This is a genomic window from bacterium (assembly GCA_024742285.1).
Taxonomy (GTDB): domain Bacteria; phylum Myxococcota_A; class UBA9160; order UBA9160; family UBA4427; genus UBA4427.
Genome location: JANSYR010000003.1, coordinates 152,448 through 175,782 on the forward strand (window position 1 = coordinate 152,448; position 23,335 = coordinate 175,782).

Sequence of the window (23,335 nt, forward strand, 5' to 3'; positions counted from 1 at the left end):
CGAGTGGAAACGGACGGGCGCTACACCCTCTACGGAGACCTCGCGCGTCGGGACGCGGCCGGATTGGCGGCGATCCTCGTGGCGAAGCGCGTCCCGGTCGAGCTCGTGGACGAGACGTCCTCGCTCGCGATGGTGCTCGCGTCGAGGGCGGGGCGCGACCGGGGCCCGTACCTGAGGACGCCGGAGGGCTTCGTCCTCGCCGACCCGTTCGCAATCCGGGAATGGCTCGACCGGGTCCATCCCGAGCCGGTGCTCCTGCCGACCACGCCGGTGCGACGGACCTGCGCCCGACTCCTCGAGGACTGGGTCGAGCTCTGGCTCCCGCATTGGCCACGGCGCTCCTGGGGCACGCTCGAACGGCTCGGTCTCCACGTCGGGGCGGCGGGCTTCCTGCTCGGCCGCGCGCCCACGCGCCCCGATCGCCTGCTCGCCGCGTGGCTCGAGACCGAAGTGCTCGTCCACGCGCACGCGCGCGAGCATCTCGCCCGGATCGCGCCTCGGCTCGTGCGATTCGGGGACGACCTGCTCGCCGCCGAGGAACGGGTCGACGGGTCGGCCGAGGAAGGGGACGCGATCCCGATCTCGCTCCTCGACGTGCTCGAAGAGATCGCGGCGGACTACCACGCGTTCCTGGTCCTGAACCATCAGGCCCTCAAGGATCACGAGGACGAGGTCCGGATCGATCTGGGCCTCGGGCGTGAGCCCCTTCCGGTCCAGCCCGAGTGCGAGGCACGGCGAACCGCGATCGGCCGGGAGCTGTCGTCCCTGGACCGGGAGGTTCGCCGCCGCGTTGCGGGGATGCTCGAGCCCGTGGGCGCCTGGCACGCGCTCACGCTCCCCCCGGTCCTCGAGGACAGGGACACGAGCGATCCGCGCAGCCTCTAGCGGGCCGGGTCGTTCTTTCGGCTCGCTTCCGCGACGAAGGGCTCGACGAGCTTGCTCGGGTTGCGGCCATCGACGTAGCCCATGAACGAGTGTTGCATGAGGTCGTAGCCGAGCATCGCGCGCACGCGCTCCGAGTATCGCGCCGCGGTCTCCGGCGGGACCGCGAGGACCATGTTCTCGATCTGCCGGAGCCAGGGCTGGCAGTACTGGAGCGTGATGCCGAGGCGCGTCGTGTTCGTGTGGTTCGCGCCGCCGCGGTGGAAGAGCGAGCCCAGCCAGACGAGGCAGGAGCCCGCCGGCATGACCGCCTTGAACGTGCGTGCGTCGTCGGCGGCGGGCGCTTCGCCGGGTCCCCAGAGATGGCTCCCCGGGATGATCTCCGTCGCCCCGTTCTCCTCGGTGAAGTCGTCGAGGGTCCACATCGTGCTGACGCCCTGGGGCGGTCGCGGGCGCGGCGGCGCGCCCGCTTCATCGTCGACGTGATAGTCCTGGCGGACCTCGTCCGGATGTTTGTTGATCGCGAGTCCACCCCAGAGCAGGTACGACGGCGCGAGGAAACGATCGATCAGGGCGAGTACGTCCGGGTGCTCGACGAGCGGAGCGATCGACGGGGCCTTGGCGAGGAGGGCATAGACCCGCTGGGTCTTGTGGCCTTCGAAGGGATTGCGGCCGAAGTGCGTGAGGTGCGGCGCGAGCTCGCCGCGAATCGTTTCGACCTCCTCGCGTGAGAGCAGCGACGGCAGGATCACGTAGCCGTGCGTCTCGAGGTGTTCGAGGGCCTCGGGGTTCGCATCGGACGTGGGAACGGCGGGTAGGGTGGCCATGGTGTGGCGGGTCTCCGGTTCGCCCGGTCGCGGCGCGCCCTCGGCGCGCTCGCCGCTAGCGGGTCTCTCCGCGCGCGATCGCTTCGAACACGTCCTCGCCTGCGACGGCGCGCGCCACGTCTTCGAGCCAGGGGAATTTCCGGATCGTGTGACCGCCGTCGACCGTCATGCTCTGGCCGGTGATCCAGGCGGATTCGGGACCGGCCAGGAAGCGGATCGCGCGACCGATGTCCGAGGCGCTTCCATCCTTCTTGATCGGCTGCTCTGCGAGGAACGCGTCGATCATCGGCCGGTTCTCGAACATCGTGTCCGTCGCGCCGGTCCGCGTCAGACCCGGGCGGACGGAGTTCACCCGGATCCCGTGCTGGCCGACCTCGTCCGCCGCGACGCGCACCAGCTGGTCGCAGGCCGCCTTGGCGGCGCAGTAGGCGGCCAGGAACGGAGAGGAGAACTCCGCGGCGGTCGAGCTCGTCACGACGATCGAGCCGCCCCCGGACTTCACCATCGCGAGGCCGGCGTACTTGATCATCAGGTACGTCGGTCGCACGTTGAGGTCGATCGTCGCCGAGAACTCTTCGTCGTCGTAGCCAAGGACCGGGCAGTAGTTTCCGCCGCCGGGGACCGAGACGGCGATGTCGAGGCCCGACTCGCCGGCGGCGGCCGCGACGGCATCACGGACCTGCGCGCCGTCCATCCCGTCGCAGGTTCGCGTCGAGAGCGAGCCGCCGTCGGGCGCTGCCTCTCGAAGTCCCTCTGCGGCCGCCTCCAGGCGCGCTGCGTCACGCGCGCAGATCAGGACGTCCGCTCCGTCCGCGAGGAGCGCTTCGGAGGTCGCGAGTCCGATCCCGCTGCTCGCGCCGATCACGAGGGCCCGCTTGCCCGCGAGGCTCCCCGGGCCTCCGATCCGGTTTCCCATCCCTGCGGCGTCGTCCGTCGCCATGCTCGCTCTCCTTCGCACCCGACCGCGGAGAGCAGCTCCGCGACGGCGTCCAGCGAGGGTAGTGCGGGCGGCTGGCGGTCGTCAGTCCGCGCGGCGCGCGGCATCGAGGGAGATCACGGGGGCGCGTTCGGCGTCGACGTCGCCGCGGCGCACGTCCGGCGCGCCGATGCGGGCCGCGTCCGCGGCCTGGTCGTCGCTCTGCTCCTGGCTCTCGCGCTCCGCCTGGACCCGCGCCTCGTAGTGGGCGATCTCGCGATCCCGGGTGGCGTCGTCCCAGTCGAGGACCTCGGCCATGAGCCGCGCGGCGGGCAGGGCGGCGATCACACCCCGGTCGAACGTCTCGATCGAGATGCGCGTTCGCCGAGTGAGGACGTCGTCGAGATGGAGCGCACCCTCGTGGCTCGCTGCGTAGCGGATCTCCGCGGCGAGGTACGTCGGCGCGCCGTCGAGGGGCTCGGCGAGCGTCGGGCGCTCACGGATCGAATCGAGCAGCTCGTGGATCCGGGTGCCGTAGCGATCGAGCAGTCGCTCGATCACGTGGACGTGCAGGCCGGTCTCCTCGGCGAGGGCCTCGCGCCGGTTCCAGTGGGCGCGGTAGCCGGCGGCGCCGACGAGGGGCGTCTCGTGGGAGCAGGAGGCCGGGACCTTCTGCTCGAGGCCGCGCGCGGCGACGTCGACCACGTCCTTGGCCATCACGCGATAGGTCGTGTACTTGCCGCCGGCGACCGTGATCAGCCCCGAGACCGATTGACTGACCGCGTGCTCGCGGGAGAGCTTGCTGGTCGCGTCGCTCTCGCCCTGGAGGAGTGGGCGGAGCCCGGCGTAGACGCCCTCGATGTCTTCGTGGCGAAGCGGCTGGGCGAGGACGTCGTTCACACGGTCGAGCAGGTAGTCGATGTCGGTCCGGCTCGCGGCGGGGTGGGCGAGGTCGAGATTCCAGTCCGTATCCGTCGTCCCGACGATCCAGTGGCTGTCCCACGGAATCACGAAGAGCACGCTCTTCTCGGTCCTGAGGATGAGGCCCGCGTCGCCGTGGATGCGGTCGCGGGGGACGACGAGATGGATGCCCTTCGAGGCGCGGACGTGGATCCGGCCGCGGCCGGCAAGCTTCTGGACGATGTCGGTCCAGACGCCCGTCGCATTCACGACCTGACGTCCGCGGATCTCGAGGGTGGCGCCGCTCTCGAGACAGGTCGCTTCGACCCCGGCGACCCGCGCGCCGGACATCACGAAGCCTTCTGCGCGAACGCTCGAGAGCGTCGCCGCGCCGTGCATCCGCGCCGTGCGCACCAGGGTCATCGTGTGCCGCGCGTCGTCGACCTGCGCGTCGTAGTACTGGATCCCGCCGACCAGGCGATCGCCGCGAAGACCCGGGAAGCGCCGGAGGACGCCGCGGCGCGTGAGGTGTCGATGGCGCGGGAGCGCGCGACGCCCGGCGAGGGTGTCGTAGAGGAGCGTGCCGGCGCCGATGTAGATCCGCTCCCAGATGCGTCGCGTGAGCGGATAGAGGAAGGGGACGGGCTTCACGAGGTGCGGGCTCAATCGATCGAGGAGCAGCGTCTGCTCCGTCAGCGCCTCGCGCACGAGCCCGAAGTCGAGCTGCTCGAGGTAGCGGAGTCCGCCGTGGATCAGCTTGCTCGACCGGCTCGAGGTCCCCGAGGCCCAATCGCGTTGTTCGATGAGCGCGACGGAGAGGCCACGACTGGCCGCATCGAGGGCGGTGCCTGCGCCGACCACGCCGCCGCCGATCACGACGAGGTCGAAGGTCTCCTGCTGGACACGTTCGAGATCGCGGCTTCGCTGGGCCGGATCGAGTCGGGCCGGATCCATGTTCGGCTCTCCGGGGACGCGGGGGGAGGGCGGAAGAGTAGCGTTCGGGGGGCGTGGGCTTCGTGGCCCCTGGTCAGTCCGGCGTCGAGGAGGTCGAGACCCTACTCGTTCAGACCTCGAGGCCTTCGTGGGTGGTCTCCACGTCGTCGCGGATCACCTGCTGGATGTGCTCCGAGAGCGGACGGAAGGCGACGGCCATGCCCCTGGGCAACCCGTTCCGGTCCCCACCCATGTTCGTGTAGAGGATCCGGCCCGAGACGAGGAGCCGATCGCGCCCGATCGGGAGCTCGAGTGCGATGTCCGAGCCGACGACCCAGGGTCGCGGCGTCACGAAGTAGGCGCCGCCGCTCGAGAGCGAGTAGCAGCGGACCGCCTTCTCCTTGCCCGAGGAATAGGTCCGCGTCCGCCACTCCATCGGCGCGCGCTGTTCGCCCCGGGGCGGTCGCTCCGACCAGGGAGAGAGGGCGCGATTGATCTGGAAGCGGAGCGCGTGGCGACCGAAGCGGCCGAAGAGAGCGAGCTCGACGCCAGCGTCCCGGATCTCGCGGCGGCGTTCGTCGCCGGGGGCGCGGCCGAAGGCGATCGGGACGAGGTCCGGCGCACCGGCGCGGATGCGCAGCTCGGCGAGGGCGGTCTCGAAGTCGTCGTCGATGTGGATCTCGGGCACGAGCACGACCTGCGGCGGTCGCTCGAAGGTCTCGGCGGAGTCGATCGCGTCGGCCAGGGAGGTCGCGACCAGACTCGCTGCGGGGAGGGCTTCGACCTCCTTGGCGAGCGCGCGGCGGAAGAGGCCGTCGGGACCGATCACGAGGACCGGGTCGTGGCGATGGGCGGCGAGTTGGGATCCGTTCCAGGTTTGCATGACCGACTCGGGCTTCGAAGAGCGTTGCGGAGATTTTTTCGTGGGGCGCGTTCCGTTCTCGTCGAAACCGTCTACCCGTCTCGAATCGATCGGAGCGCCCGAGGCGTGTCTTGAGGCCCAGGCGTGTCTCGAGGCGATAGACTCGTGCGCCGTGACCGACTCACAGGACACATCGCCCGCCGCCGTCCCCGCGTCGTCATCCACGTCACATCGCCTCCGCGTGATGGGCGTCGAGCTCCGCGTCGACGAGCCCGAGAGCGAGCTGCGCGCAAGATGCGCGCAGCGCATCGGCATCGAACCGGAACGCATCGTCCACCTGCGGATCGCCCACCGCGCCCTCGACGCCCGGCGGCGCGGTCGCCGGCACGACCTGCGCTTCGTCCATCACGTCGATCTGACGCTCGCCCCGGACGCGAGTGCCGCCGGGAGCAAGGCCGTGGCGAAGGCGCTCCGGACGGGAATCCTCCGCGAGCTGCCGCCGCCGGCGCGCTTCGAGCGCGACGGCGTGGAAGCCGCGGCGCGCGGGCGGAAGATCGCGGTCGTCGGGGCCGGGCCGGCCGGGCTCTACGCCGCGTGGACTCTCGCCTCGAACGGCGTCGCGGTCGACGTCCTCGATCGCGGCCCATCTCTCCGGGAACGCGGCCGCGCCGTCGCGCGCTTCACCCGGTCCCGGGAGCTCGATCCCGAGCGCAACCTCCTCTTCGGAGAAGGCGGCGCGGGCACCTACTCCGACGGCAAGCTCTACACGCGGAGCCATCACGCCCTGGAAGAGCCGATCGTGGCGACCCTCGTCGAGGCCGGAGCGGAGCCCGCGATCGCCTTCGATGCGCGCGCCCACGTCGGCACGGATCGGCTGCACCGCATCCTTCCCCGTCTCCGCGAGCGCCTCGAGTCGATGGGCGTCCGCTTCCACTTCGAGACGCGACTCGAGGGCCTCGAGCGGGCGCGCGACGGTCGCGTGGTCGCGCTCCGGACGAGCGAGGGGCGCTTCGATTGCGACGGGGTCGTCCTCGCCGTCGGGCACAGTGCACGGGACACGCTCCGGTCGCTCCACGCCGAAGGACTCCCCCTCGAAGCGAAACCCTTTCAGCTCGGCCTGCGGGTGGAGCATCCCCAGGCGCTCGTCGACGTCGGACGCTTCGGTGAGGGCGCGGACCTCGAGAAGCTCGGGCACGCCTACTATTCGCTCGTCGCGAAGGGGTCCGAGGGCGTCGCCGCGGTCCACAGCTTCTGCATGTGTCCCGGTGGACAGGTCGTCGCGGCGGTCGCGCAGCCGGGTCTGCTCTGCACGAACGGCATGAGCAACTCGCGGCACTCCTCGCCCTTCGCGAACTCGGGCCTCGTCGTGACCCTCGGGCCGCGCGAGTACGGCCGGGGCATCCTCGCCGGGGTCGACTACCAGGAAGCGCTCGAAGCCCGTTTCTTCGAGGCGGGTGGCGGCGACTACTCGGTGCCCGCGCAGCGGGTCGACGACTTCCTGTCGGGTCGCGCTTCGAGCGCGCTTCCGCGCAGCAGCTACAAGCTCGGGACGGTCCCGCGCCGGATCGACACGCTCCTCCCGGAACCCATCACGGACGCGCTGCGCGCCGGGATCGCGCGCTTCGACCGACAGCTCCCGGGCTACGCGAGCGAGGCCGGGCTCCTGGTCGGGATCGAATCCCGAAGCTCGGGCCCCCTGCGCATCCCGCGCGATCGCGTCTCGCGCGAGGCGACGGGGATCCCGAACCTGTGGCCGGTCGGCGAGGGGGCCGGCTACGCGGGCGGGATCATGAGCGCGGCGATCGACGGCGCGCGGAGCGCGTGGGCGCTGCTCGGCGTGGTCGAGGACTGAGGCGCATCTCGGAGCCGTCGTCGCCGGCGCGTGTGGGCGGTATCGTAATCACGTGCCGCCTCCGTCGTCCCCCGCATACGCGCGTTATGTCCTCGGTGTGATGTTCGCGCTCACGGCGCTGAACGTGATGGATCGACAGGTGCTCGCGGCGCTGGTCGAGCCGGTGAAGGCCGAGTTCGCGCTGACCGACCTGCAGATGGGGATCCTGCTCGGCAGCGCCTTCGGCTTTGCCCACGTGGTCGCGATGGTGCCGGCGGGGCGACTCGCGGATCGCGGGAGCCGCCGCAACGTCCTGGGCGGCGGGCTCGTGCTCTGGAGCGCTTTGACGTCGCTGACGGGACTGGCGCAGGCGGTCTGGCACCTCTTCGCGACCCGGGTGGGCGTCGCGATCGGCGAGACCGTGGGGAGCGGTCCGGCGCAGTCGCTCCTGACCGACTATTTCCCGATCGAGCAACGCGGGCGCGCGCTCTCGATCCACGCGTCGGGGGGCACCTTCGGCGCCATGATCGGCCTGGCGCTGGGCGGTCTCCTGGGCCAGATGGTCGGTTGGCGGTGGACCTTCGTCTTCTTCGGGATCCCGGGCCTGCTGCTCGCCGCCCTGTTGGTGGCGACGGTCCGGGAGCCGGTGCGAGGTGCGGCGGACGGCCTGACGACGAACGAGGCGACGCCGACCCTCCCGGCGGTCCTTCGGAAGCTCGCCGCGATGTCGACGTTCCGGCATCTCCTGGTCGCGGGTTCGCTCAACTGCCTGGCGAACTACGCCCTGCTGGCGTGGGCGTCGGCGGCGATGATGCGGGGGCACGGGCTCTCGCTCGCCGAGGCCGGTGCGCGGGTCGGGTTCTACGTGACGATGGTCTCCGCGCTCGGCTTGATCGCGGCCGGCGCGATCGCCGACCGCCTCGGGCGCCGCGACCTCCGCTGGTACCTGTGGTGGCCCTCGATCGCCTCCGTCGGCGCGTTCCCCTTCCTGGGCGCGTTCCTCGTGCTGCCGGATCCGGACGTCGCGTTCCTCGTCGCGATCCCCGGCGCCTTCCTGAACACGATGTGGGTCGGCACGTTCAACGCGACCGTCCACTTGCTCGCGCGTCCGTCGATGCGGGCGACGTCGTCGGCGCTCTTCGCGATGATCACGAGCGGGCTGGTCGGTCAGGGGCTCGGTCCGCCGCTCGTGGGCTTCCTCTCGGATCGGCTCACGCCGACCTACGGCGACGACGCGCTCCGCTATGCCCTTGCCGTCGCCCTCGCCGCGAGCGTCTGGGCAGGGCTGCACGGGGTGCTCGCCGCGCGGAGTCTCGAGCGCGAGCGCTTCGCGCCGGACGCCGTCGAAGAGACGCGTTAGTCGGAGAGCACGAGGGCGTGGGGGATCTCGTCCTCGTCGTCGGGCTGAGCCGGGAGCGGGTGGGAGAGGATTTCGCCGCATCGCGCGATGGCCTCTTCGAGGCCTTCGGTGAGGCGCCCGGCGCGGATTCCGGCGAGGATCCGATCCACGATCTCCTCCCAGCTCTCGCCGGGCCCCCGCGCCTGGTCGATCGCCTCGTCCGCCAGGACGACGACCCGGTGTTCGAGGAGGGCGACGAAGATCAGGATGCCGGTCCGGCCGCGGGTCCTGCGGAGTCCCTGCTCCTGGAAGGCGTGGAAGGCCGCGCGCTCGGCGCGTTGCTGGAGCTCGACGTCGGTCAGGAAGAGGCGGCGGATCGCGTCGATCCGGCAGAGCAGATGACCCAGCGCGAGACCCGTGAGCTGGAGCGCGAGGATCTCGAAGACGAGCCCTTCGACGGGCAGGTAGAAGGAAAGCAGGAGCGCGAGGGTCGCGAGCGCGACGCCGAGTCGCCAGGCCGCCGCCGGGTGCGGGTCGCACGCGCGCACGACGCTCACCACGATCTCGCCCGAGGTATTCGCCTCCGCGCGCTCTACGGCGGCTTCGATCCGCTCCCGTTCGGCGGTCCCGATCAGCTTCGACGGCCGCATCTCACCACCCTCCCGAGGCGCCGCCGCCTCCGAATCCACCGCCGAGGCCGCCTCCGAATCCGCCCCCGAAGCCGCCGCCGCCGAACCCGCCGCCGGAGCCGCCTACGTAGAAGCCCCCGCGGCCGCGTCGTCCCGGACTGACGGCACCCGTCACGAACATGGTCGAAGAGACGGCCGCCGCGAAGACGGCAGCGCCGAACGCGGCGAGGAGGGATCCGGTCAGCAGGCCGCACAGACCGCCGGCACAGATCGTCGACGCGAACGGCGCCAGCCACACGGGCTTCCGGTGAGTCAAGAAGGCCCCGATCAGAACGCCGAGCAGCGCGGAAACGAGGAAGTCGTTCGAGGACGATTCGATGGAGCGCCGAGCCTCCGCGGGCGGCAGCGCCTCACCGCGGCCGACGGCGAGGATCGCGTCGACGCCCGCCACGATGCCGGCGGCCATCCGGTCGCGTCGGAACTCGGGGATCATCTGCTCGCGCAGGATGCGCGCGGCGACGGCGTCCGGGAGGACGCCCTCGAGGCCGTAGCCGACCTCGATCCGCGCTTTTCGATCCTGTGAGGCGACGATCAGGATCACGCCGTTGTCGAACTCGGCGGTGCCGATCTTCCAGGCTTCGGCGACGCGGATCCCGAAGGCTTCGATCGGCTCGCCGTCGAGGGTCGGGACCGTGAGTACGACGACCTGATGCCGCGTCTCCGCTTCGTAGGCGCCGAGGGTCGAGCGCAGCCGGTTCTCGGTCTCTGCCGCGAGGAGTCCTGCGCCGTCGACGACGCGGGAGGTCAGCTCGGGGACCGCGATCTCTGCGAGCGCGGGGGCGGCACCGGCGAGAAGCGCGACGAGCGTCAGGACGAGTGTCGTCCGGATCGCGACCTCGCGAAACGACGCGCCGGGAACGTTCCCGCGCCGCCCGAGCCTCAGAACGTGATCTCCGGCGGCCGGTCTCCGACGTCCGCGCGGGCCTCGAAGGTGGGCTTCACCTCGGCACCGATGACCATCGCCGTCAGGTTCGTCGGGAAGGAGCGGACGAGGGTGTTGTAGCGGCGTACGCCGTCGATGAAGCGGCCGCGGGCGACGGTGATCCGGTTCTCGGTCCCTTCGATCTGGGCCTGGAGATCCCGGAAGCCGGCGGTCGCGGTCAGCTGCGGATAGCTCTCGGCGACGGCGAAGAGGCGGGAGAGGGCGCTCGAGAGCTGGCCCTGGGCGTCCATGAAGCGCTGGAGCGCCTCGGGGTCGTTCACGAGCTCGGGCGTGACCTGGATGCTCGTCGCCTGGGATCGCGCAGCGACGACCCCCTCGAGCGTCTCCTGCTCGAACGCGGCGGCGCCCTTGACCGTCTGCACGAGGTTGGGGATCAGGTCCGCGCGACGCTGGTACTGGTTGGTCACCTCGGCCCACTGCGCCTTGACCTCTTCGTCGCCGGCCTGGATGTCGTTGTAGCCACAGCCGGTCAGCGACAGCGCGAGCAGCAGCGCGGCGAGTACGCCCGATCGTCGTCTTCGGTCCTTCACGTTTCGAACCCCCCTTTCGAATCCGTCCCGTCCGTCGAGCGTGGTCTGGTGTTGGCGAGCCTAGGCGGGCGTCGCCTGCGCTCCGCGGATCAGCCGACCCGGTCGCGCGTCCGTGATCTCTCCATCGCGCATCGTCACCTGTCCGGAAACGATCGTCGCGTCGTAGCCCCGGCTCTTCTGGAGCAGCCGTCGCGCCCCGCCGGGCAGGTCGAAGGCCATCTCCGGTCGGCGGAGCGAGAGGTTGTCGAAGTCGATCACGTTGAAGTCGGCCTTGTAGCCGGGGGCGACCACGCCGCGGTCGTAGAGTCCGTAGACCCGCGCCGTGTCCTGGGTCATGCGATGGACGGCGTGCTCGAGGCCGACCTTGGGTCCCCGCTTCCGGTCGCGAACCCAGTGGGTCAGCATGAAGGTCTGGAGCGAGGCGTCGCAGATCACGCCGCAGTGCGCGCCGCCGTCGCCGAGGGACACGACCGCCCGGTCGTCGTTCAGCAGCTCGTGCATCAAGTCGAGGTTGCCGTCGCTGTAGTTGAAGAAGGTGAGCAACAGGAGCTCCTTGCCTTCGTCGCGCAGCATGTAGTCGTAGAGGACCTCGTCCGCGTTCCGGCCCTCGCGCTGGGCGATCGCCCAGATGCTCTGCTCCGGGCCCGGCTCGTAGTCCGGCGGATCGCCGAGGGGGAAGATCTTCTTCAGCATGTATTCGTTGTCGAGCATGCTGCCGAAGCCGGCCGAATCGTCCCGCTCCGGACCGAGGATCCGTGCACGCACGTCGGGATCCTTCATGCGGGCGACGCGCTCCGCAAGCGGCAGGTCCTTGATCTCGAGATAGGCCGGCCGGCTGAGGAACTGGTTCGCCTCGGTCTGATGGCCCGTGAGGATGCCGAAGGGACGCGGGGCGAACTGGGCCATCACGTCACCGCCGTTCTCGTGGGACTTGTGGCAGATCTCGACCAGCTCACGCCACTGGTTCGGCGCGCCGTCGAACTGGAGCATCGCGAAGGAGACCGGCCGCTGGATCTCCTTCGAGAGGCGCTGCATCCACTCGATCTCCTTGAGCGCCGAGTCGACCTCGTCCCCGCCCATGTCGCCCGCGGCGCCGGCGCCGGCGAGCTCGAACACGCCCTGGCCGAGGTCGCCGAGCACGCGACCGATCCCGAAGAGCTCGTCCTCCGCGGCGAAGGTGCCGGGCACCGGCTCGCCGGAGAGCGCCTTGTGTCCCATCGTCCGCGAGGTAGAGAAGCCGAGCGCGCCCGCCTGGATGCCTTCCTTCACGAGCTCGGCCATCTCGGCGATGTCGTCGGCGGTGGCCGCTTCGTTGTTCGCGCCGCGTTCGCCCATCACGTACGTGCGGATCGAGCCGTGAGGCACGTGGGTCCCGAGGTCCACCGCGAGCGGCGAGCGCTCGAGCGCGTCGAGGTATTCCGGGAAGGTCTCCCAGTCCCACTTGATGCCCTCGGAGAGCGCGGCGCCCGGGATGTCCTCCACGCCTTCCATCAGCTCGATCATCATCTGTCGCTGGTCCGGGCGCGCCGGGGCGAAGCCGACCCCGCAATTCCCGACGACGGCGGTCGTCACGCCGTGCCAGCCCGAGGGCAGCAGGTGCGGATCCCAGGTCGCCTGGGCGTCGTAGTGGGTGTGGATGTCGACGAAGCCCGGGGTGACCAGGCGGCCGTCGGCGTCGATCGTCTCCCGCGCCTCGCCCTCGACCTTGCCGACCTCGGTGATCACGCCGTCGCTCACGGCGACGTCGCCCGAGAAGGCTTCGTTCGTTCCGGTTCCGTCGACGATCTTTCCGTTGCGGATGACGAGGTCGTGCATGGCGAAGGGTGTCCTCGAGGATCCAGGACGGATCCGGATGGGGGGTGAACCCCCAATGGTGGCAGCATGCGCGACTGCCGTCGACCCTCGAAGACGCGGTCGCTCGGCTGCAATGCGCCGGCGGAAGGAATAGGCTTGCCGGTGCCTGCGGGCCCGGCCAGGGCCCCGGCCGGAGGTGACCGAGTGATTGCCGATATCTCCTTCGAGATCTGGCTCGCAGGTGGGCTGGCTCTCTACATGGCCTGGGCGATCGGCGCGAACGACGTCGCGAACGCGATGGGCACGAGCGTCGGCTCGGGTGCGCTGACGATTCGCGGCGCGATCATCGTCGCCGCGGTGCTCGAGTTCGGCGGCGCGTTTCTCGCGGGTGGGCACGTCACGAATACCGTCCGCAAGGGCATGCTCGACATGAACCTCGTGACGGAAGAAGCGATCCTCTACGGCATGCTCGCTGCGTTGGCCTCGGCGGCGACGCTCCTGCTGGCTGCGACGAGATTCGGGCTTCCCGTCTCGACGACCCACTCGATCGTCGGCGCGATCGTCGGGTTCGGCGCGATCGCGATCGGTCCGGACGCGGTCAACTGGGCCAAGGTCGGGCAGATCGTGCTCAGTTGGCTGACCTCGCCGCTCCTCTCGGGCGTGCTCGCGTTCGCGATCTTCAACCTGACGCGGCGGGCCGTGCTCGATCGGCCGGATCCCATGACGGAGGTGCGACGCGTCGGTCCCTTCTTCTTCTTCTACGTCTTCTTCATCATGGGCCTGGTCACGCTCTTCAAGGGTCTCAAGAACCTGAAGCTCGATCTCGATCTTCCCGAGGCGCTCGGCGGATCGGTCGTGCTCGGTCTCGTCGGAATGGCTTTCGGATACTTCGTCCTCCGGCGAGTCGACGCCGGTGAGGAGGTCGAGGGGAATCGTTTCGGTCAGGTCGAGCGCGTCTTCGTCGTTCTCCAGATCCTGACCGCTTGCGCGGTGGCCTTTGCGCACGGCTCGAACGACGTCGCGAACTCGATCGGCCCGCTGGCGGCGGTCGTGAGTGTCGTCGAAGGCGGGGGCGTGGCGGCCAAGGCGCCGGTCGAGCCGTGGATGCTCGCCGTCGGCGGCCTCGGGATCGTTCTCGGCCTCGGGACCTGGGGCTACCGGGTGATGGAGACGGTCGGGAAGAAGATCACCGAGCTGACGCCGAGTCGCGGTTTCTCGGCGGAGCTCGCGGCGGCGACGACGATCGTCCTCGCGAGTCGTATGGGCATTCCGATCTCGACGACCCATACGCTGGTCGGCGCCGTGTTGGGTGTGGGGATGGCCCGCGGGATCGCCGCGATCGACCTTCGCGTGGTCGGGAGCATCGTCGCTTCCTGGGTCGCGACGCTGCCGATCGCGGCCGCGCTCGCGATCTTCTTCTTCTACTTCTTCAAGGGACTCCTGTCCTAGCAACCGGAGCGAACCATGGCCTGGATCGACAAGCTCGTCGGCCGATCTCCGATCGAACCGATGCAGGAACACATGAAGGCGGCGGTCGCCTGCGCCGAGCAGATCCCGGAGCTCGTCGCCGCGATGTCCATCGGTGACCTGGAGGCGATCGCACGCGTTCGCGCGAAGATCGACGAGCGCGAGCACGAGGCGGACGGGATCAAGAACGAGATCCGGAACCATCTGCCGCGTCGATTCATGCTCGCGATCGAGCGGCGCGATCTGCTGGAGGTTCTGGAGAGCCAGGACTCCATCGCAGACGTCGCGCAGGACATCGCAGAGCTCGCGGACCAGCGGGGCATGGTTCTGCCCGAGAACCTGCGGGAACCCGTCGAGGCTCTGGCATCGCGCGTGGTCGCCGCCTGCAAGCTGGCCGAGAGCATCATCAACGAGCTGGACGAGCTACTCGAGACCGGTTTCGCCGGGCGCGAGTCCAGTCGGGTCGAGGGCATGATCGCCGATCTCGGCCGGCTCGAGACGGAGACGGACGAGCTCCAGGATCGCTGCTGTCGGGTCCTCTTCGGCATGGAAGACGAGCTCGGCGTCGCGACCGTGTACTGGCACCGCCTCGTACTCTGGATCGCGACGATCGCGGATCACGCCGAGCGGGTCGGAAACCGTCTACGTCTCCTGATCGCGCACTGATCCGTGCGGGCCGCGTTAGGCCTCGTCTCGCCTCGATTCGACCCCGACGGTCGCGGGCGCCGAGCGGGGACGCTGTAGCGTCGCCTCAGCCCGTCGTGAACTCCGCGAAGCGCAGGGCGAAGAAGAGCAGGATGCTCACCAGCAGCGTGAGACCGGCCCAGTGCACCTTCGGGTTGCGCGAGGCCGACTGGATCGTGAGGACCGAGGCGGTCAGGATCCGGACCGCCAGGAGCTGGCCGGTATTCTCGCCGTATCGACCGAGGTGGTCGGTGAGGAGCCACTCGAGGAGGCCCGCCATCGCGATCCAGATCGCGATCAGCAGGTAGGCCGCGCGCCCGCTCGAGAAGTAGTGGGCGCGGAGGCTCGTCGAGTCCGCCCAGGTCGCGGGGGGATGGATCAGGACCGCGGCGCCGGCCAGGGGAAGCGTCGAGGCGAAGTAGACGAGGAAGGTTCCGAAGGTCCACGGCACGTCGCGGTAGATCCAGCTCCCCCAGATCGACTGGACGAGGGTGATCAGGAAGAGGATCGAGCTCACGGTGTGGAGCGCGTAGGGCGGTTGGCTCTCGCGCAGCGCGAACTGCCGCCCCCAACCGGCGAGCACCTGCGAGACGGCGAAGGCCGTCACGAACGAGACGACCATCGTGATGTACTCGAAATGGTCCATCCCGATCGTCTCCAGGAGGGCGTGGCTAGAGCGTGACCTTCGCCGTGCCCACGACCGGGGTCTCGCCCTTTTCGTTCCGGAGCGTCAGGTCGACCTCGATCACCTTCGTGTCGTCGTCGATGTCGGTGACGACGCCGCTGGCGACGGGCTTCGAGTCGACGAGGAGCGGGGCGCGGAAGATCGTGTCGACGTTCAACACCTTCGCGTTCGGCGCCCAGGCATGGATCGCGGCGACGAGGATCCCCTGGCTCATGATGCCTGGCACGATCGCGCCGGGGAGTCCGGCCTTCTTCGCGGCCTCGTGGTCGGTGAATCGGTCGGCGAGCATCATGGAGGCCTTGGCGAAGACCTTCACGGTGTCGAGGCTCACGTCGACGTCGACCTCGGGGAGGTCCTCGCCGAACTCGACGTCTTCGAACTGCTTCTCGGAGGTCTCGGGGGTGTCGGAGGGCTTGCTCATGGCTCAGTCGAACTCGCGCTGGACCAGACGCCAGTCGACCGTCGCGAGAGGGTCGCCGCCCTGGTTGTAGAAGTTCATGCGGTGGACGATGAAGAGCATGGTGCCGGTCCGGCCGCTCTTCTCGTAGATGTCGTGGATCTCGCTCCGGCCGGTCACGCGGTCGCCCTGTCGGACCGGCTGGTGGACCTGGATCGACTTGCCGGCGTCGAAGCATCGGTGCATCTCGACCGGGAATCCCTCGGGCAGCGAGCGCGTCCCGTGGATCCGCGTGAGGTAGTTGGGCACGCCCTGGAAGTCCGCGTGGGACGGGTCGACGAAGCGCGGATGGGTCTCGCCGCAGGCGGTGGCGAAGCCGACGAGGGAGTCGGCCTCGATCTCGAGGTCGATCTCGTCGAAGACGTGGTCGCCGTATTCGGCGAGGAGTTCGGCAGCGGTCATGGTCGTTCTCGGCGGAGGGCGGCGGATCGGCCGCGGACCCGATCGTAGAGGTTTCGCCTGCGATGTCGAATCCGGCGCTCTCGAGATTCGCGTAGGAAACAGGCGGGCGCCCGTTCCTGGATTCTCGCTTCATTCGTCCGTCGGGGCGAGCCATTCCTTCGCGATTCCCGAGCCTCGGGCGCCACGAAGAGACGAGACCCCGGCGCGTTCGGCTCGGCCGGGGATTCGGAAGGAACCGCCCATGACCCCCCGATTCCGTGCCCCCTCGTCTCTCGTCGTCTTCTTTGTCCTGAGCTTCGCCGCCGGCGGTGCCCAGGCGTACACCGAGACCACCGACGGCGAGTTCTCCGCCGACCCCCTCGCGCCGACGCCGGTCGACGTCGCGCCGGGCAGCAACCTCTTCACGGGCTCGGTCGCGGCGCCCGAGGACGTGCGGGACTACTGGACGTTCACGATCGATCCCGGCGAGCTCCTGACGGCGATCCAGCTCGTGTCGTCCGAGGACGGCACGACCGGCGGAGCCCCTGACCGGGGGTTCATCGCCCTCCACCCGGGGGCGACGGCCGCGATCCCCGGTGGCAGCACGATCGGCGGGTTCCTCGGCGGCGATCATCTCGATGCGATCGACGCGGGAACGGACGTGCTCCTCAACCTGGCCGGGGCGCCGCTCGGCGGAACCGGCTTCACCGCGCCCCTCGGGCCAGGCGACTATGCGTTCCTCATTCAGCAGACCAGCGGCCAGATCATTGCCTACACCTTCGACTTCGTCGTCATCCCGGAGCCCGGCACGGCGTTGCTCCTCGGACTCGGGCTGGCCGGTCTGTCGGCGAGACGTCGCCGGTAGCTCGCGCCCGGATCGCCTTCGCTCCTAGACTGTCCAGCGAGGAGGGCGTCTCGTGATCAAGGTCATCGTGATGGTGAAGCGGAATTCCGCGCTCACCCCGGCAGAGTTCCATCGCCATTGGCGCGAGGTGCACGCGCGCCTCGTCGCGGACACCCCGAGCGTCGCCCGCCGCATCGTCCGCTACGAGCAGAACCACCGAACCGAGGAGGACTACGCCCGCGGCGAAGTCGACTTCGACGGCGTGGCGATCGCCTGGTACCGCTCGCGCGAGGACATGGACGCGCTCTTCGCGGAGCCCGACTACCAGGCCGTCATCGCCCCGGACGAGGCCCGGCTCTCGGATCAGGAACGCAACGTCTGGATCGTGACGGAAGAGGAAGAGGTGGTGATCGGCGGCGAGCGCTGAGCACCCCGCGGATGCCCCGCTACGCCTGGTCGAGGGGCGTCACCGCCTCGTACCCATCGCCCTTGAGCGCCGCGACCAGGCCGTCGATGTCGCGGATTTCCGCGTCGAAGCGCGTCGCACAGCGGCCGATGTGGGAGACGATGTGGGAGTCGGATCCGCCGATCCGCTTCCAGCCGTAGCGTTCCGCATAGGCGAGGGCCTCTTCGTTCTCTCCCTCGCGACTGCCGCCGTTCAGGGTCTCGACGATCTCGACGCCCTCGACTTCGCCCCTGGACTCCCAGTGGGCGCACATCCCGACCTTCGGACGGCCGGGGTGGCAGGGCACGGGGACCGCGCCGCAGCGCTTGCTCTCCTCGAGGACCATGGCGAGGGGGTTTCGGATGTCTGCGAAGTCGAAGCGCGCCTTCAGGTCGTCGTTCACGCCGAAGACGAGGACGTGGCCGTACTCGGTCTCGACCTCGCTCGCCTTCAGGATCAGCAGGCCGAACTCGTCCTCGAGGGCGCGGTAGTCGCTGGTGTCGTCGAACTGCCGGTGTTCCGTCAGGACGAAGCCGTCGAGGGGGAGTGACTTCTTCCGGATCCACTGGCAGTAGTTCTCGACCTTCGCGCGTCCGTCGTCGCTCGCGACCGAGTGGGAGTGGAGGTCGAGGATCATGCGGGCACGAACCTCGGCACGCCGAGCACGTCGCCGTTCTTCGACGGCGTCGGGACGAAGTCGACCTTGACGGGCATCCCGATCGTGACCGTGTCCGGGTCGCAGTCGACGATGTTCGTCAGGAGCTGGGGACCCTCTTCGAGCTGGACGTACGAGACGACGTAGGGGACCGCTTTCGCGAACGCGGGCATCTGGTTCTGCCGGACGACCGAGTAGGTGTAGACCTCGCCGCGTCCGCTCGCGACGAAGTGCTCGATGTCGTCGGAGAGGCAGCTGGCACAGAGGCCGCGGGGGCGGTGTTGGACCACGCCGCAGTCGCGGCAGCGCTGCAACACGAGCTCTCCACGGCCCGCGCCTTCCCAGTACGCGCGGCTCTCCCAGTCGATCGCGGGCGCGGAGTATTCGGGATTCTGCTTTTCGTCGGCCATCTCGCTCTCCCCTAGCTGTTGGACAGGATCAGCGTCGCGCCGCTGTGCATCAGACCGAGATAGCCGCCGGTTCCGTGGGCGACCGCGAGCTCGGCACCTTCGACCTGCCGCGCGCCCAGGCCGCCGCGCAGCTGCCGCACGGCCTCGATCACGAGGAAGATGCCGCGCATCCCGGAATGATTGGAGGAGAGTCCGCCGCCGTCCGGGTTGACCGGGAGGCGTCCGCCGAGCCCGATCCCGCCGTTCTCGACGAACGCGCCGCCCTCTCCCTTCTTGCAGAAGCCGAGGTTCTCGAGGGTGCAGAGGACGGTGATCGTGAACGAGTCGTAGATCGTCGCGAGGTGCATGTCGGCGGGCGAGAGGCCGGCCATCGCGAAAGCCTGCTCGCCGGACTGCTTCGCGGCGATCGTCGTCAGGTCCGGCGCGCCGATCTCGCGGTGGGCGACGGACTCACCGGTCCCGCGCACGACGACCGGCTTCTGCCGCAGGTCCTTTGCGCGTTCGAGGCTCGTCACGATCACGGCGCCGCCGCCGTCGCTGATGATGCAGCAGTCGAGGAGGTGGAGCGGGTCGGCGATCACGCGGCTCTCGAGCACGTCGGCCCGGGTGATCGGGTTCTGCATCTTCGCGTGGGGATTCAGCGAGGCGTGGTGACGGGTGGAGACGGCGATGTCCGCCAGCTGCTCGCTCGTCGTGCCGTACTCGTGCATGTGGCGGTGGGCGACCATCGCGTAGGACGAGACGAGCGTCATGCCGTAAGGCGTGTTGAACGCCGCGCCCGGGTCGCGTCCGCCGGAGTTGCCCGTCCCGATCGCCATCGCGTCGGAGGCGGCCGTCGATCCATAGAGGATCAGTCCGACGTCGCAGAGCCCCGCGTGGATCGCCGCAGCGGCGTGCGCCACGTGGGAGACGAAGCTCGATCCGCCGATGTTGCTCCCGTCGAGGTAGCGCGGCTTGATGTTCAGGTACTCGGAGAGCTGGACCGGCATCATCGCGTCGGAAGCCATCGACGCACAGAAGAGGCCGTCGACGTCCGAGAGCGTGAGCCCCGCGTCGGTGAGGGCTTCCCGGGTGCACTCGCCCATGATCTGGAAGGAGGTCTTGTCCGGCGCCCATCGGCTCTCGTATTCGTGGATGCCGGCGATCGCGATCTTTCCGGAGAACGACATGCTAGGCGGCCTCCGCGGCGCTTCGGATCCGATCGGCGAGGGCTTCGGGCTGCTCGAGCGGGAGGAAATGGGCGGCGGCCTCGATCGTCGAGGACCGGCCGTTCGAGAGCGCGCTCGCCAGGGCCTCGGCTCGCGCGACACAGTCCGCGTTCTCGGCGGCGCCGGACACGACCGTCACCGGGCATTCGATGCCACACGCCGCCGCGTCGAAGGCGTCCGACCAGGCGCGGCTCGCCTGGAGGTCGACGAGGGTCGCGCGCGGATCGGTCTTGATCCCTTCCATGTACGCCTTCTGCATCATCTCGCGCCCGCCTTCCTTGCAGACGCGGGCCGGATCGAAGGGGCGCGGGGCCTTGCCGCGGGTGACCTGGGCCATGGTCGAGATCGCGTCGTCCTCGATCCCGAGTGCGAGGCCCGAACCGCAGAGGACGAGCCCGGCGACGCGGGTCTGCTTCGCCCATTCGAGGGCGATCAAGGCGCCCATGCCGTGGCCGACCAGGATCGGCTCGTTCGCGCCGCACCAGTCCGCGACCCAGCGCGCCATCTCGGTCATGTCGCCGATCGAGGGCAGGGCGTCGAGGGAGCCCGAGCGTCCGTGACCCGGGAGGTCGAAGGCGATCGCGCCGCCGAAGGCTTCGACCGAGGAGAGCAGACCCTCGAAGACCGAGCTCTGGAGCCCGGCGTCGTGGAGGCAGACGATCGGCGGGCCGTCGCCCAGGACGGGCGGATCCTGGGGCAGGGTCGTGCGGCCGGTGTGGCGCACGAGGATCGGCAGGCCGTCCCGTCGGACGTATTTCTCGGGCATCGGGGGCTCCCGGATGAGGCGCGGCGTCGCGCCGAGGGAGTCCGACGAGTAGCAGAAAGTCCGCGCAGGCTCCGGGTACGTCCGGTGCCCGCGCGGACCTCGAGAGAGCGCGGTGGCTACTGCGGCGGGCCGGTCGGGATGTCCTTGAACGCGACGCCCTTGTCGGCGCGGGCGTCCGAGGGGAGGCCCATCACGCGCTCGGCGATGATGTTGCGCAGGATCTCGTCCGTGCCGCCCGCGATCCGCAGTCCGGGCAGCGAGAGGTAGCGCTCCTGCCACGCCGCGCCGTCCGGCGTCACCTCGTCGTCGAGCAGCGCGCCCGACGCGCCCGCGAGGTCCATCGCGAACGAAGCCGCCTCCTGCTGGAGCACCGCGCCGACCAGCTTGCCCATCGAGGCCTCGGGCCCCGGCGGCAATCCCTTGGAGAGCGCGGTCAACGTCCGAAGCGACGTGTTCTTGAGACCGCGCGCCTTCGTCACGTAGTCCGCGATCCGCTCGCGGACGGCGGTGTCTTCGATCGCCGGCTTGCCGTCGAGCTCGATCCCCTCGGCGAACTCGACCAGATCCTCGAGCGAGCCCACGCCCATCCCGGAGCCGATCGACTGGCGTTCGTTCATCAGCGTCGTGAGTGCCACCGACCAACCGTTGCCGACCTCGGAGAGACGCTGGTCGTCGGGGATGCGGACATCGGTGAAGAAGACTTCGTTGAAGCCCTGGGCCTTGTTGATCTGGGTGATGGGTCGGATCTCGATCCCGGGCGACTTCATGTTGACCACGAAGTAGGAGAGGCCCGCGTGCTTCACGACCGTCGGGTCGGTGCGCACGACGAGGATGCCCCACTCGCAGATCTGCGCGCCGGAGGTCCAGATCTTCTGGCCGTTCACGACCCACTCGTCGCCGTCCTTGACGGCGGTCGTCCGCAGGCCCGCGAGGTCCGAGCCGGCGGAGGGCTCGGAGAAGAGCTGGCACCAGACCTCCTCACCCGAGAGGAGCTTCGGGATCCAGCGCGCCTGCTGCTCCGGCGTACCGTGGGCCATGACGGTCGGGCCGCACATGCCGATGCCGATCGAGAAGATGTCGCCGGGCGTCTTGAACCTCGCCTGCTCCTCGTTCCAGATCACGTTCTCCATGGGTGTGGCGCCGCGGCCGCCGTATTCCTTGGGCCAGGTGATGCAGGCCCAGCCGGCGTCGGCCTTCTTCTTCTGCCAGGCCTGGGCCGCGGCCACGTTCTCGTCGGAAAGGTTCTCGCCCATGATCGGGGCGTCGTCGTCGGGCCCCCGCAGCTCGGCGTTCGCCTCGAGCCAGGTGCGCGCTTCGGCGCGGAAGGCGGCTTCTTCGGGAGTGTCGTTGAAATCCATGTCGTGTCTCCTGGGCGGATCGCCCGGCTGATGAGTAGAAGGAAGGAGGGGCGGTCGGATTCGCGGCTCGAGTGTCCGGCGCGAATCCCCTGGTTCCGGCGGAGCCGGAACTGACTAGACGAGCCGATCGATCAGGAGGTTCTTCCAGTATTTCGGGGTGCCGAGCTGCGACGAGAGGAGCTTGGCTCGCCGGTAGAAGAGGTGGCAGTCGTACTCCCACGTGTATCCGACGCCACCGTGGAACTCGATCATCTCGACCGTCGTGTCCTCGAAGGCTTCGCAGGCCGAGATCCGGGCGATCGCCGCGGCGGTCGCGAGCTCGGGGTCGTCGGTCGAGAGCGCCCAGGCGGCGTAGTACGCGTTCGATCGGGCGAGCTCGACCTTGCACCAGAGGTCGGCCATGCGGTGCTTGATCGCCTGGTTCGCGGCGATCGGCTTGCCGAAGGCGTAGCGACCGAGGATGAACTCGCGGGTGATCTCGAGGGCGCGTTCGGCGGCGCCGACCTGCTCGAAGGCCTGGAGAACCGCGGCGACGTCGAGGAGCTTCGCGATCCCCGCCTCGTCGGCGCCGGCGAGCTTCTCCGCCGCCGCCCCGTCGAACGCGAGCTTCGCCTGGGTCCGGCTCATGTCGAAGGAGTCGAGCCCCTCGCGGGTCACGCCCGCGCCGTCCAGGTCGACCACGTAGAGGCCGAGGGCTCCGCCTTCCGTCGCGGCGACGATCGCCACGTTCGCGACGTCGCCGTCCGCGACCGGAAGCTTCGTACCGCTGAGCGCGCCGCCGGAGACGCTCGCCTCGATTCCGGCCACCGCGTTCTGGCCGGGCTTCTCGGTGAAGGCGAAGGTGCCGATCGCCGAGCCGTCGGCGAGCTTCGGGAGCCAGGCGCCCTTCTGGGCGTCGGAGCCGAAACGGAGGATCGCCTCCGTGGCGACGTAGACGCTCGGGCCGAAGGGGATCGGCGCGAGGGCGCGACCGACCTCGAAGGCGATCATCGCGAGCTCGAGGTAGCCGAACTCGGCCCCGCCGTACTGCTCGGGCACGACCGCCCCCTGCCAGCCCATCTCCGCGGCGCCCTTCCAGAGGTCCGTCGCATAGGGCTGATCGCCCTCGAGGATCTCGCGACAGGTCGTGAGGGGTGAGTTGGCTTCGAGGTAGTCCCTCGCCGTTTGCTGCAAGAGCTTCTGTTCATCGGAAAAGTCGAAGTTCATGGCCTTCGGTGCTCCCTGTACGGATCTCACGGATCCCGGCCGGCGCGCCGTGTGCGTCTCGGGGGTCACGGAGAGGAATCGGGTCGGCAAGTCGCGGTGGAGGCGGGGCGGGCGCTCGGCCTTCTCTCCGCTGCGTGCGCAGAATCGCCGAATAGGAAGGCGTGTCAACGCCGGGTCCTGCTCGCGGATTGCTACTTTCCGCCGCGAGCGGAGCTGCGATCGAGCGGACGAAGCGGAGGTCAACGTGCGCCATTTTCCGGGATCCGATCCGAGGCCTTCGGCCGGAATCCCTTCTCGTGCCTCGAGGCCGTCTTTCCTCGTCA

24 protein-coding genes are annotated in these 23,335 nt (G+C 69.6%); 7 read left to right on the top strand and 17 right to left on the bottom strand.

The features are described from left to right. Window positions 1–3: 3 nt before the first annotated feature. A complete protein-coding gene (locus tag NXI30_07150; GenBank protein MCR9093975.1) occupies window positions 4–885 on the top strand; it encodes a hypothetical protein in 882 nt (293 codons plus the stop codon). On the opposite strand, the gene NXI30_07155 is transcribed toward NXI30_07150, so the two are convergent. From NXI30_07155 to NXI30_07170, 4 genes are all read right to left on the bottom strand, one after another. Next, the gene (locus NXI30_07155; protein MCR9093976.1) at window positions 882–1,709 is read right to left on the bottom strand and encodes a phytanoyl-CoA dioxygenase family protein; all 828 of its coding nucleotides are present in this window, start codon (window positions 1,707–1,709) and stop codon (window positions 882–884) included. The genes NXI30_07150 and NXI30_07155 overlap by 4 nt on opposite strands. Window positions 1,710–1,764: 55 nt before the next feature. Continuing rightward, window positions 1,765–2,649, bottom strand: a complete 885-nt coding sequence (locus NXI30_07160; GenBank protein MCR9093977.1) for an SDR family oxidoreductase — start codon at window positions 2,647–2,649, stop codon at window positions 1,765–1,767. An 81-nt stretch (window positions 2,650–2,730) separates the two neighbouring features. Beyond that, the gene (locus tag NXI30_07165) at window positions 2,731–4,479 is read right to left on the bottom strand and encodes a glycerol-3-phosphate dehydrogenase/oxidase (protein ID MCR9093978.1); all 1,749 of its coding nucleotides are present in this window, start codon (window positions 4,477–4,479) and stop codon (window positions 2,731–2,733) included. A gap of 109 nt (window positions 4,480–4,588) precedes the next feature. Then, window positions 4,589–5,341 (bottom strand): hypothetical protein, encoded by a 753-nt coding sequence (locus NXI30_07170; protein ID MCR9093979.1) that lies wholly within the window; start codon window positions 5,339–5,341, stop codon window positions 4,589–4,591. Window positions 5,342–5,564: 223 nt separating this feature from the next. Here NXI30_07170 and NXI30_07175 point away from each other — a divergent pair, with 223 nt between their 5' ends. Both NXI30_07175 and NXI30_07180 read left to right on the top strand, forming a co-directional pair. Continuing rightward, on the top strand, window positions 5,565–7,172 hold the full coding sequence (locus tag NXI30_07175) for an FAD-dependent oxidoreductase (protein MCR9093980.1): 1,608 nt from the start codon (window positions 5,565–5,567) through the stop codon (window positions 7,170–7,172). Window positions 7,173–7,224: 52 nt separating this feature from the next. Then, entirely contained in the window at window positions 7,225–8,511 is a 1,287-nt protein-coding gene (locus tag NXI30_07180) for an MFS transporter (protein MCR9093981.1), read from the top strand. Here the strand turns inward: NXI30_07180 and NXI30_07185 are convergent. The 4 genes from NXI30_07185 to NXI30_07200 are packed head-to-tail and all read right to left on the bottom strand — an operon-like array spanning window position 8,508 to window position 12,467. Beyond that, window positions 8,508–9,140, bottom strand: a complete 633-nt coding sequence (locus NXI30_07185; GenBank protein MCR9093982.1) for a hypothetical protein — start codon at window positions 9,138–9,140, stop codon at window positions 8,508–8,510. The two genes, NXI30_07180 and NXI30_07185, sit on opposite strands and share 4 nt — an antisense overlap. Before the next feature lies 1 nt (window position 9,141). Beyond that, window positions 9,142–10,062, bottom strand: coding sequence for a TPM domain-containing protein (locus NXI30_07190; GenBank protein MCR9093983.1), 921 nt, complete (start codon window positions 10,060–10,062; stop codon window positions 9,142–9,144). Then, complete coding sequence (locus tag NXI30_07195) at window positions 10,059–10,652, bottom strand: LemA family protein (protein ID MCR9093984.1); 594 nt, start codon at window positions 10,650–10,652, stop codon at window positions 10,059–10,061. The genes NXI30_07190 and NXI30_07195 overlap by 4 nt, the downstream gene beginning before the upstream one ends. 60 nt (window positions 10,653–10,712) lie before the next feature. Next, the gene (locus NXI30_07200) at window positions 10,713–12,467 is read right to left on the bottom strand and encodes an amidohydrolase family protein (GenBank protein MCR9093985.1); all 1,755 of its coding nucleotides are present in this window, start codon (window positions 12,465–12,467) and stop codon (window positions 10,713–10,715) included. A gap of 237 nt (window positions 12,468–12,704) precedes the next feature. Between NXI30_07200 and NXI30_07205 the strand changes: the two genes are divergently transcribed. Together NXI30_07205 and NXI30_07210 are read left to right on the top strand one after the other, a co-directional pair. Beyond that, window positions 12,705–13,895 (top strand): inorganic phosphate transporter, encoded by a 1,191-nt coding sequence (locus NXI30_07205; protein MCR9093986.1) that lies wholly within the window; start codon window positions 12,705–12,707, stop codon window positions 13,893–13,895. Window positions 13,896–13,910: 15 nt separating this feature from the next. Continuing rightward, entirely contained in the window at window positions 13,911–14,579 is a 669-nt protein-coding gene (locus NXI30_07210) for a TIGR00153 family protein (protein ID MCR9093987.1), read from the top strand. An 85-nt stretch (window positions 14,580–14,664) separates the two neighbouring features. On the opposite strand, the gene NXI30_07215 is transcribed toward NXI30_07210, so the two are convergent. Genes NXI30_07215 through NXI30_07225 form a run of 3 tightly spaced genes read right to left on the bottom strand, consistent with a single transcriptional unit; the run spans window position 14,665 to window position 16,141 of the window. Beyond that, complete coding sequence (locus NXI30_07215) at window positions 14,665–15,243, bottom strand: hypothetical protein (protein ID MCR9093988.1); 579 nt, start codon at window positions 15,241–15,243, stop codon at window positions 14,665–14,667. A 25-nt stretch (window positions 15,244–15,268) separates the two neighbouring features. Beyond that, window positions 15,269–15,703, bottom strand: a complete 435-nt coding sequence (locus NXI30_07220) for a MaoC family dehydratase (protein MCR9093989.1) — start codon at window positions 15,701–15,703, stop codon at window positions 15,269–15,271. Between the two features lie 3 nt (window positions 15,704–15,706). Next, a complete protein-coding gene (locus tag NXI30_07225; GenBank protein ID MCR9093990.1) occupies window positions 15,707–16,141 on the bottom strand; it encodes a MaoC family dehydratase N-terminal domain-containing protein in 435 nt (144 codons plus the stop codon). Between the two features lie 241 nt (window positions 16,142–16,382). On the opposite strand from NXI30_07225, the gene NXI30_07230 reads away from it, so the two are divergent. Together NXI30_07230 and NXI30_07235 are read left to right on the top strand one after the other, a co-directional pair. After that, complete coding sequence (locus NXI30_07230; GenBank protein MCR9093991.1) at window positions 16,383–16,985, top strand: PEP-CTERM sorting domain-containing protein; 603 nt, start codon at window positions 16,383–16,385, stop codon at window positions 16,983–16,985. A 52-nt stretch (window positions 16,986–17,037) separates the two neighbouring features. Next, window positions 17,038–17,391, top strand: coding sequence for an EthD domain-containing protein (locus NXI30_07235; protein ID MCR9093992.1), 354 nt, complete (start codon window positions 17,038–17,040; stop codon window positions 17,389–17,391). 19 nt (window positions 17,392–17,410) lie between these two features. Here NXI30_07235 and NXI30_07240 read toward each other — a convergent pair whose 3' ends face one another. The 6 genes from NXI30_07240 to NXI30_07265 form a co-directional block, all read right to left on the bottom strand. After that, a complete protein-coding gene (locus NXI30_07240) occupies window positions 17,411–18,046 on the bottom strand; it encodes a hypothetical protein (protein ID MCR9093993.1) in 636 nt (211 codons plus the stop codon). Beyond that, window positions 18,043–18,474: a Zn-ribbon domain-containing OB-fold protein gene (locus tag NXI30_07245; protein ID MCR9093994.1), complete on the bottom strand. Its 432-nt coding sequence runs from the start codon at window positions 18,472–18,474 to the stop codon at window positions 18,043–18,045. The genes NXI30_07240 and NXI30_07245 overlap by 4 nt, the downstream gene beginning before the upstream one ends. Before the next feature lie 11 nt (window positions 18,475–18,485). Continuing rightward, entirely contained in the window at window positions 18,486–19,643 is a 1,158-nt protein-coding gene (locus tag NXI30_07250; GenBank protein ID MCR9093995.1) for an acetyl-CoA acetyltransferase, read from the bottom strand. Between the two features lies 1 nt (window position 19,644). Continuing rightward, window positions 19,645–20,448, bottom strand: coding sequence for an alpha/beta hydrolase (locus NXI30_07255; GenBank protein ID MCR9093996.1), 804 nt, complete (start codon window positions 20,446–20,448; stop codon window positions 19,645–19,647). A 116-nt stretch (window positions 20,449–20,564) separates the two neighbouring features. Then, window positions 20,565–21,806: an acyl-CoA dehydrogenase family protein gene (locus NXI30_07260; GenBank protein MCR9093997.1), complete on the bottom strand. Its 1,242-nt coding sequence runs from the start codon at window positions 21,804–21,806 to the stop codon at window positions 20,565–20,567. Between the two features lie 114 nt (window positions 21,807–21,920). Continuing rightward, entirely contained in the window at window positions 21,921–23,012 is a 1,092-nt protein-coding gene (locus NXI30_07265) for an acyl-CoA/acyl-ACP dehydrogenase (GenBank protein ID MCR9093998.1), read from the bottom strand. Window positions 23,013–23,335: the final 323 nt, after the last annotated feature.

Bases quoted from the DNA above. Each gene is read 5' to 3' on its own strand.
- NXI30_07205 (MCR9093986.1), top strand. From the start codon at position 12,705: ATGGCCTGGGCGATCGGCGCGAACGACGTCGCGAACGCGATGGGCACG.
- NXI30_07200 (MCR9093985.1), bottom strand. From the start codon at position 12,467: ATGCACGACCTCGTCATCCGCAACGGAAAGATCGTCGACGGAACCGGA.
- NXI30_07255 (MCR9093996.1), bottom strand. From the start codon at position 20,448: ATGCCCGAGAAATACGTCCGACGGGACGGCCTGCCGATCCTCGTGCGC.
- NXI30_07215 (MCR9093988.1), bottom strand. From the start codon at position 15,243: ATGGACCATTTCGAGTACATCACGATGGTCGTCTCGTTCGTGACGGCC.
- NXI30_07260 (MCR9093997.1), bottom strand. From the start codon at position 21,806: ATGGATTTCAACGACACTCCCGAAGAAGCCGCCTTCCGCGCCGAAGCG.
- NXI30_07170 (MCR9093979.1), bottom strand. From the start codon at position 5,341: ATGCAAACCTGGAACGGATCCCAACTCGCCGCCCATCGCCACGACCCG.
- NXI30_07185 (MCR9093982.1), bottom strand. From the start codon at position 9,140: ATGCGGCCGTCGAAGCTGATCGGGACCGCCGAACGGGAGCGGATCGAA.
- NXI30_07155 (MCR9093976.1), bottom strand. From the start codon at position 1,709: ATGGCCACCCTACCCGCCGTTCCCACGTCCGATGCGAACCCCGAGGCC.
- NXI30_07175 (MCR9093980.1), top strand. From the start codon at position 5,565: ATGGGCGTCGAGCTCCGCGTCGACGAGCCCGAGAGCGAGCTGCGCGCA.
- NXI30_07225 (MCR9093990.1), bottom strand. From the start codon at position 16,141: ATGACCGCTGCCGAACTCCTCGCCGAATACGGCGACCACGTCTTCGAC.
- NXI30_07250 (MCR9093995.1), bottom strand. From the start codon at position 19,643: ATGTCGTTCTCCGGAAAGATCGCGATCGCCGGCATCCACGAATACGAG.
- NXI30_07220 (MCR9093989.1), bottom strand. From the start codon at position 15,703: ATGAGCAAGCCCTCCGACACCCCCGAGACCTCCGAGAAGCAGTTCGAA.
- NXI30_07165 (MCR9093978.1), bottom strand. From the start codon at position 4,479: ATGGATCCGGCCCGACTCGATCCGGCCCAGCGAAGCCGCGATCTCGAA.
- NXI30_07240 (MCR9093993.1), bottom strand. From the start codon at position 18,046: ATGATCCTCGACCTCCACTCCCACTCGGTCGCGAGCGACGACGGACGC.
- NXI30_07245 (MCR9093994.1), bottom strand. From the start codon at position 18,474: ATGGCCGACGAAAAGCAGAATCCCGAATACTCCGCGCCCGCGATCGAC.
- NXI30_07230 (MCR9093991.1), top strand. From the start codon at position 16,383: ATGACCCCCCGATTCCGTGCCCCCTCGTCTCTCGTCGTCTTCTTTGTC.
- NXI30_07210 (MCR9093987.1), top strand. From the start codon at position 13,911: ATGGCCTGGATCGACAAGCTCGTCGGCCGATCTCCGATCGAACCGATG.
- NXI30_07265 (MCR9093998.1), bottom strand. From the start codon at position 23,012: ATGAACTTCGACTTTTCCGATGAACAGAAGCTCTTGCAGCAAACGGCG.
- NXI30_07160 (MCR9093977.1), bottom strand. From the start codon at position 2,649: ATGGCGACGGACGACGCCGCAGGGATGGGAAACCGGATCGGAGGCCCG.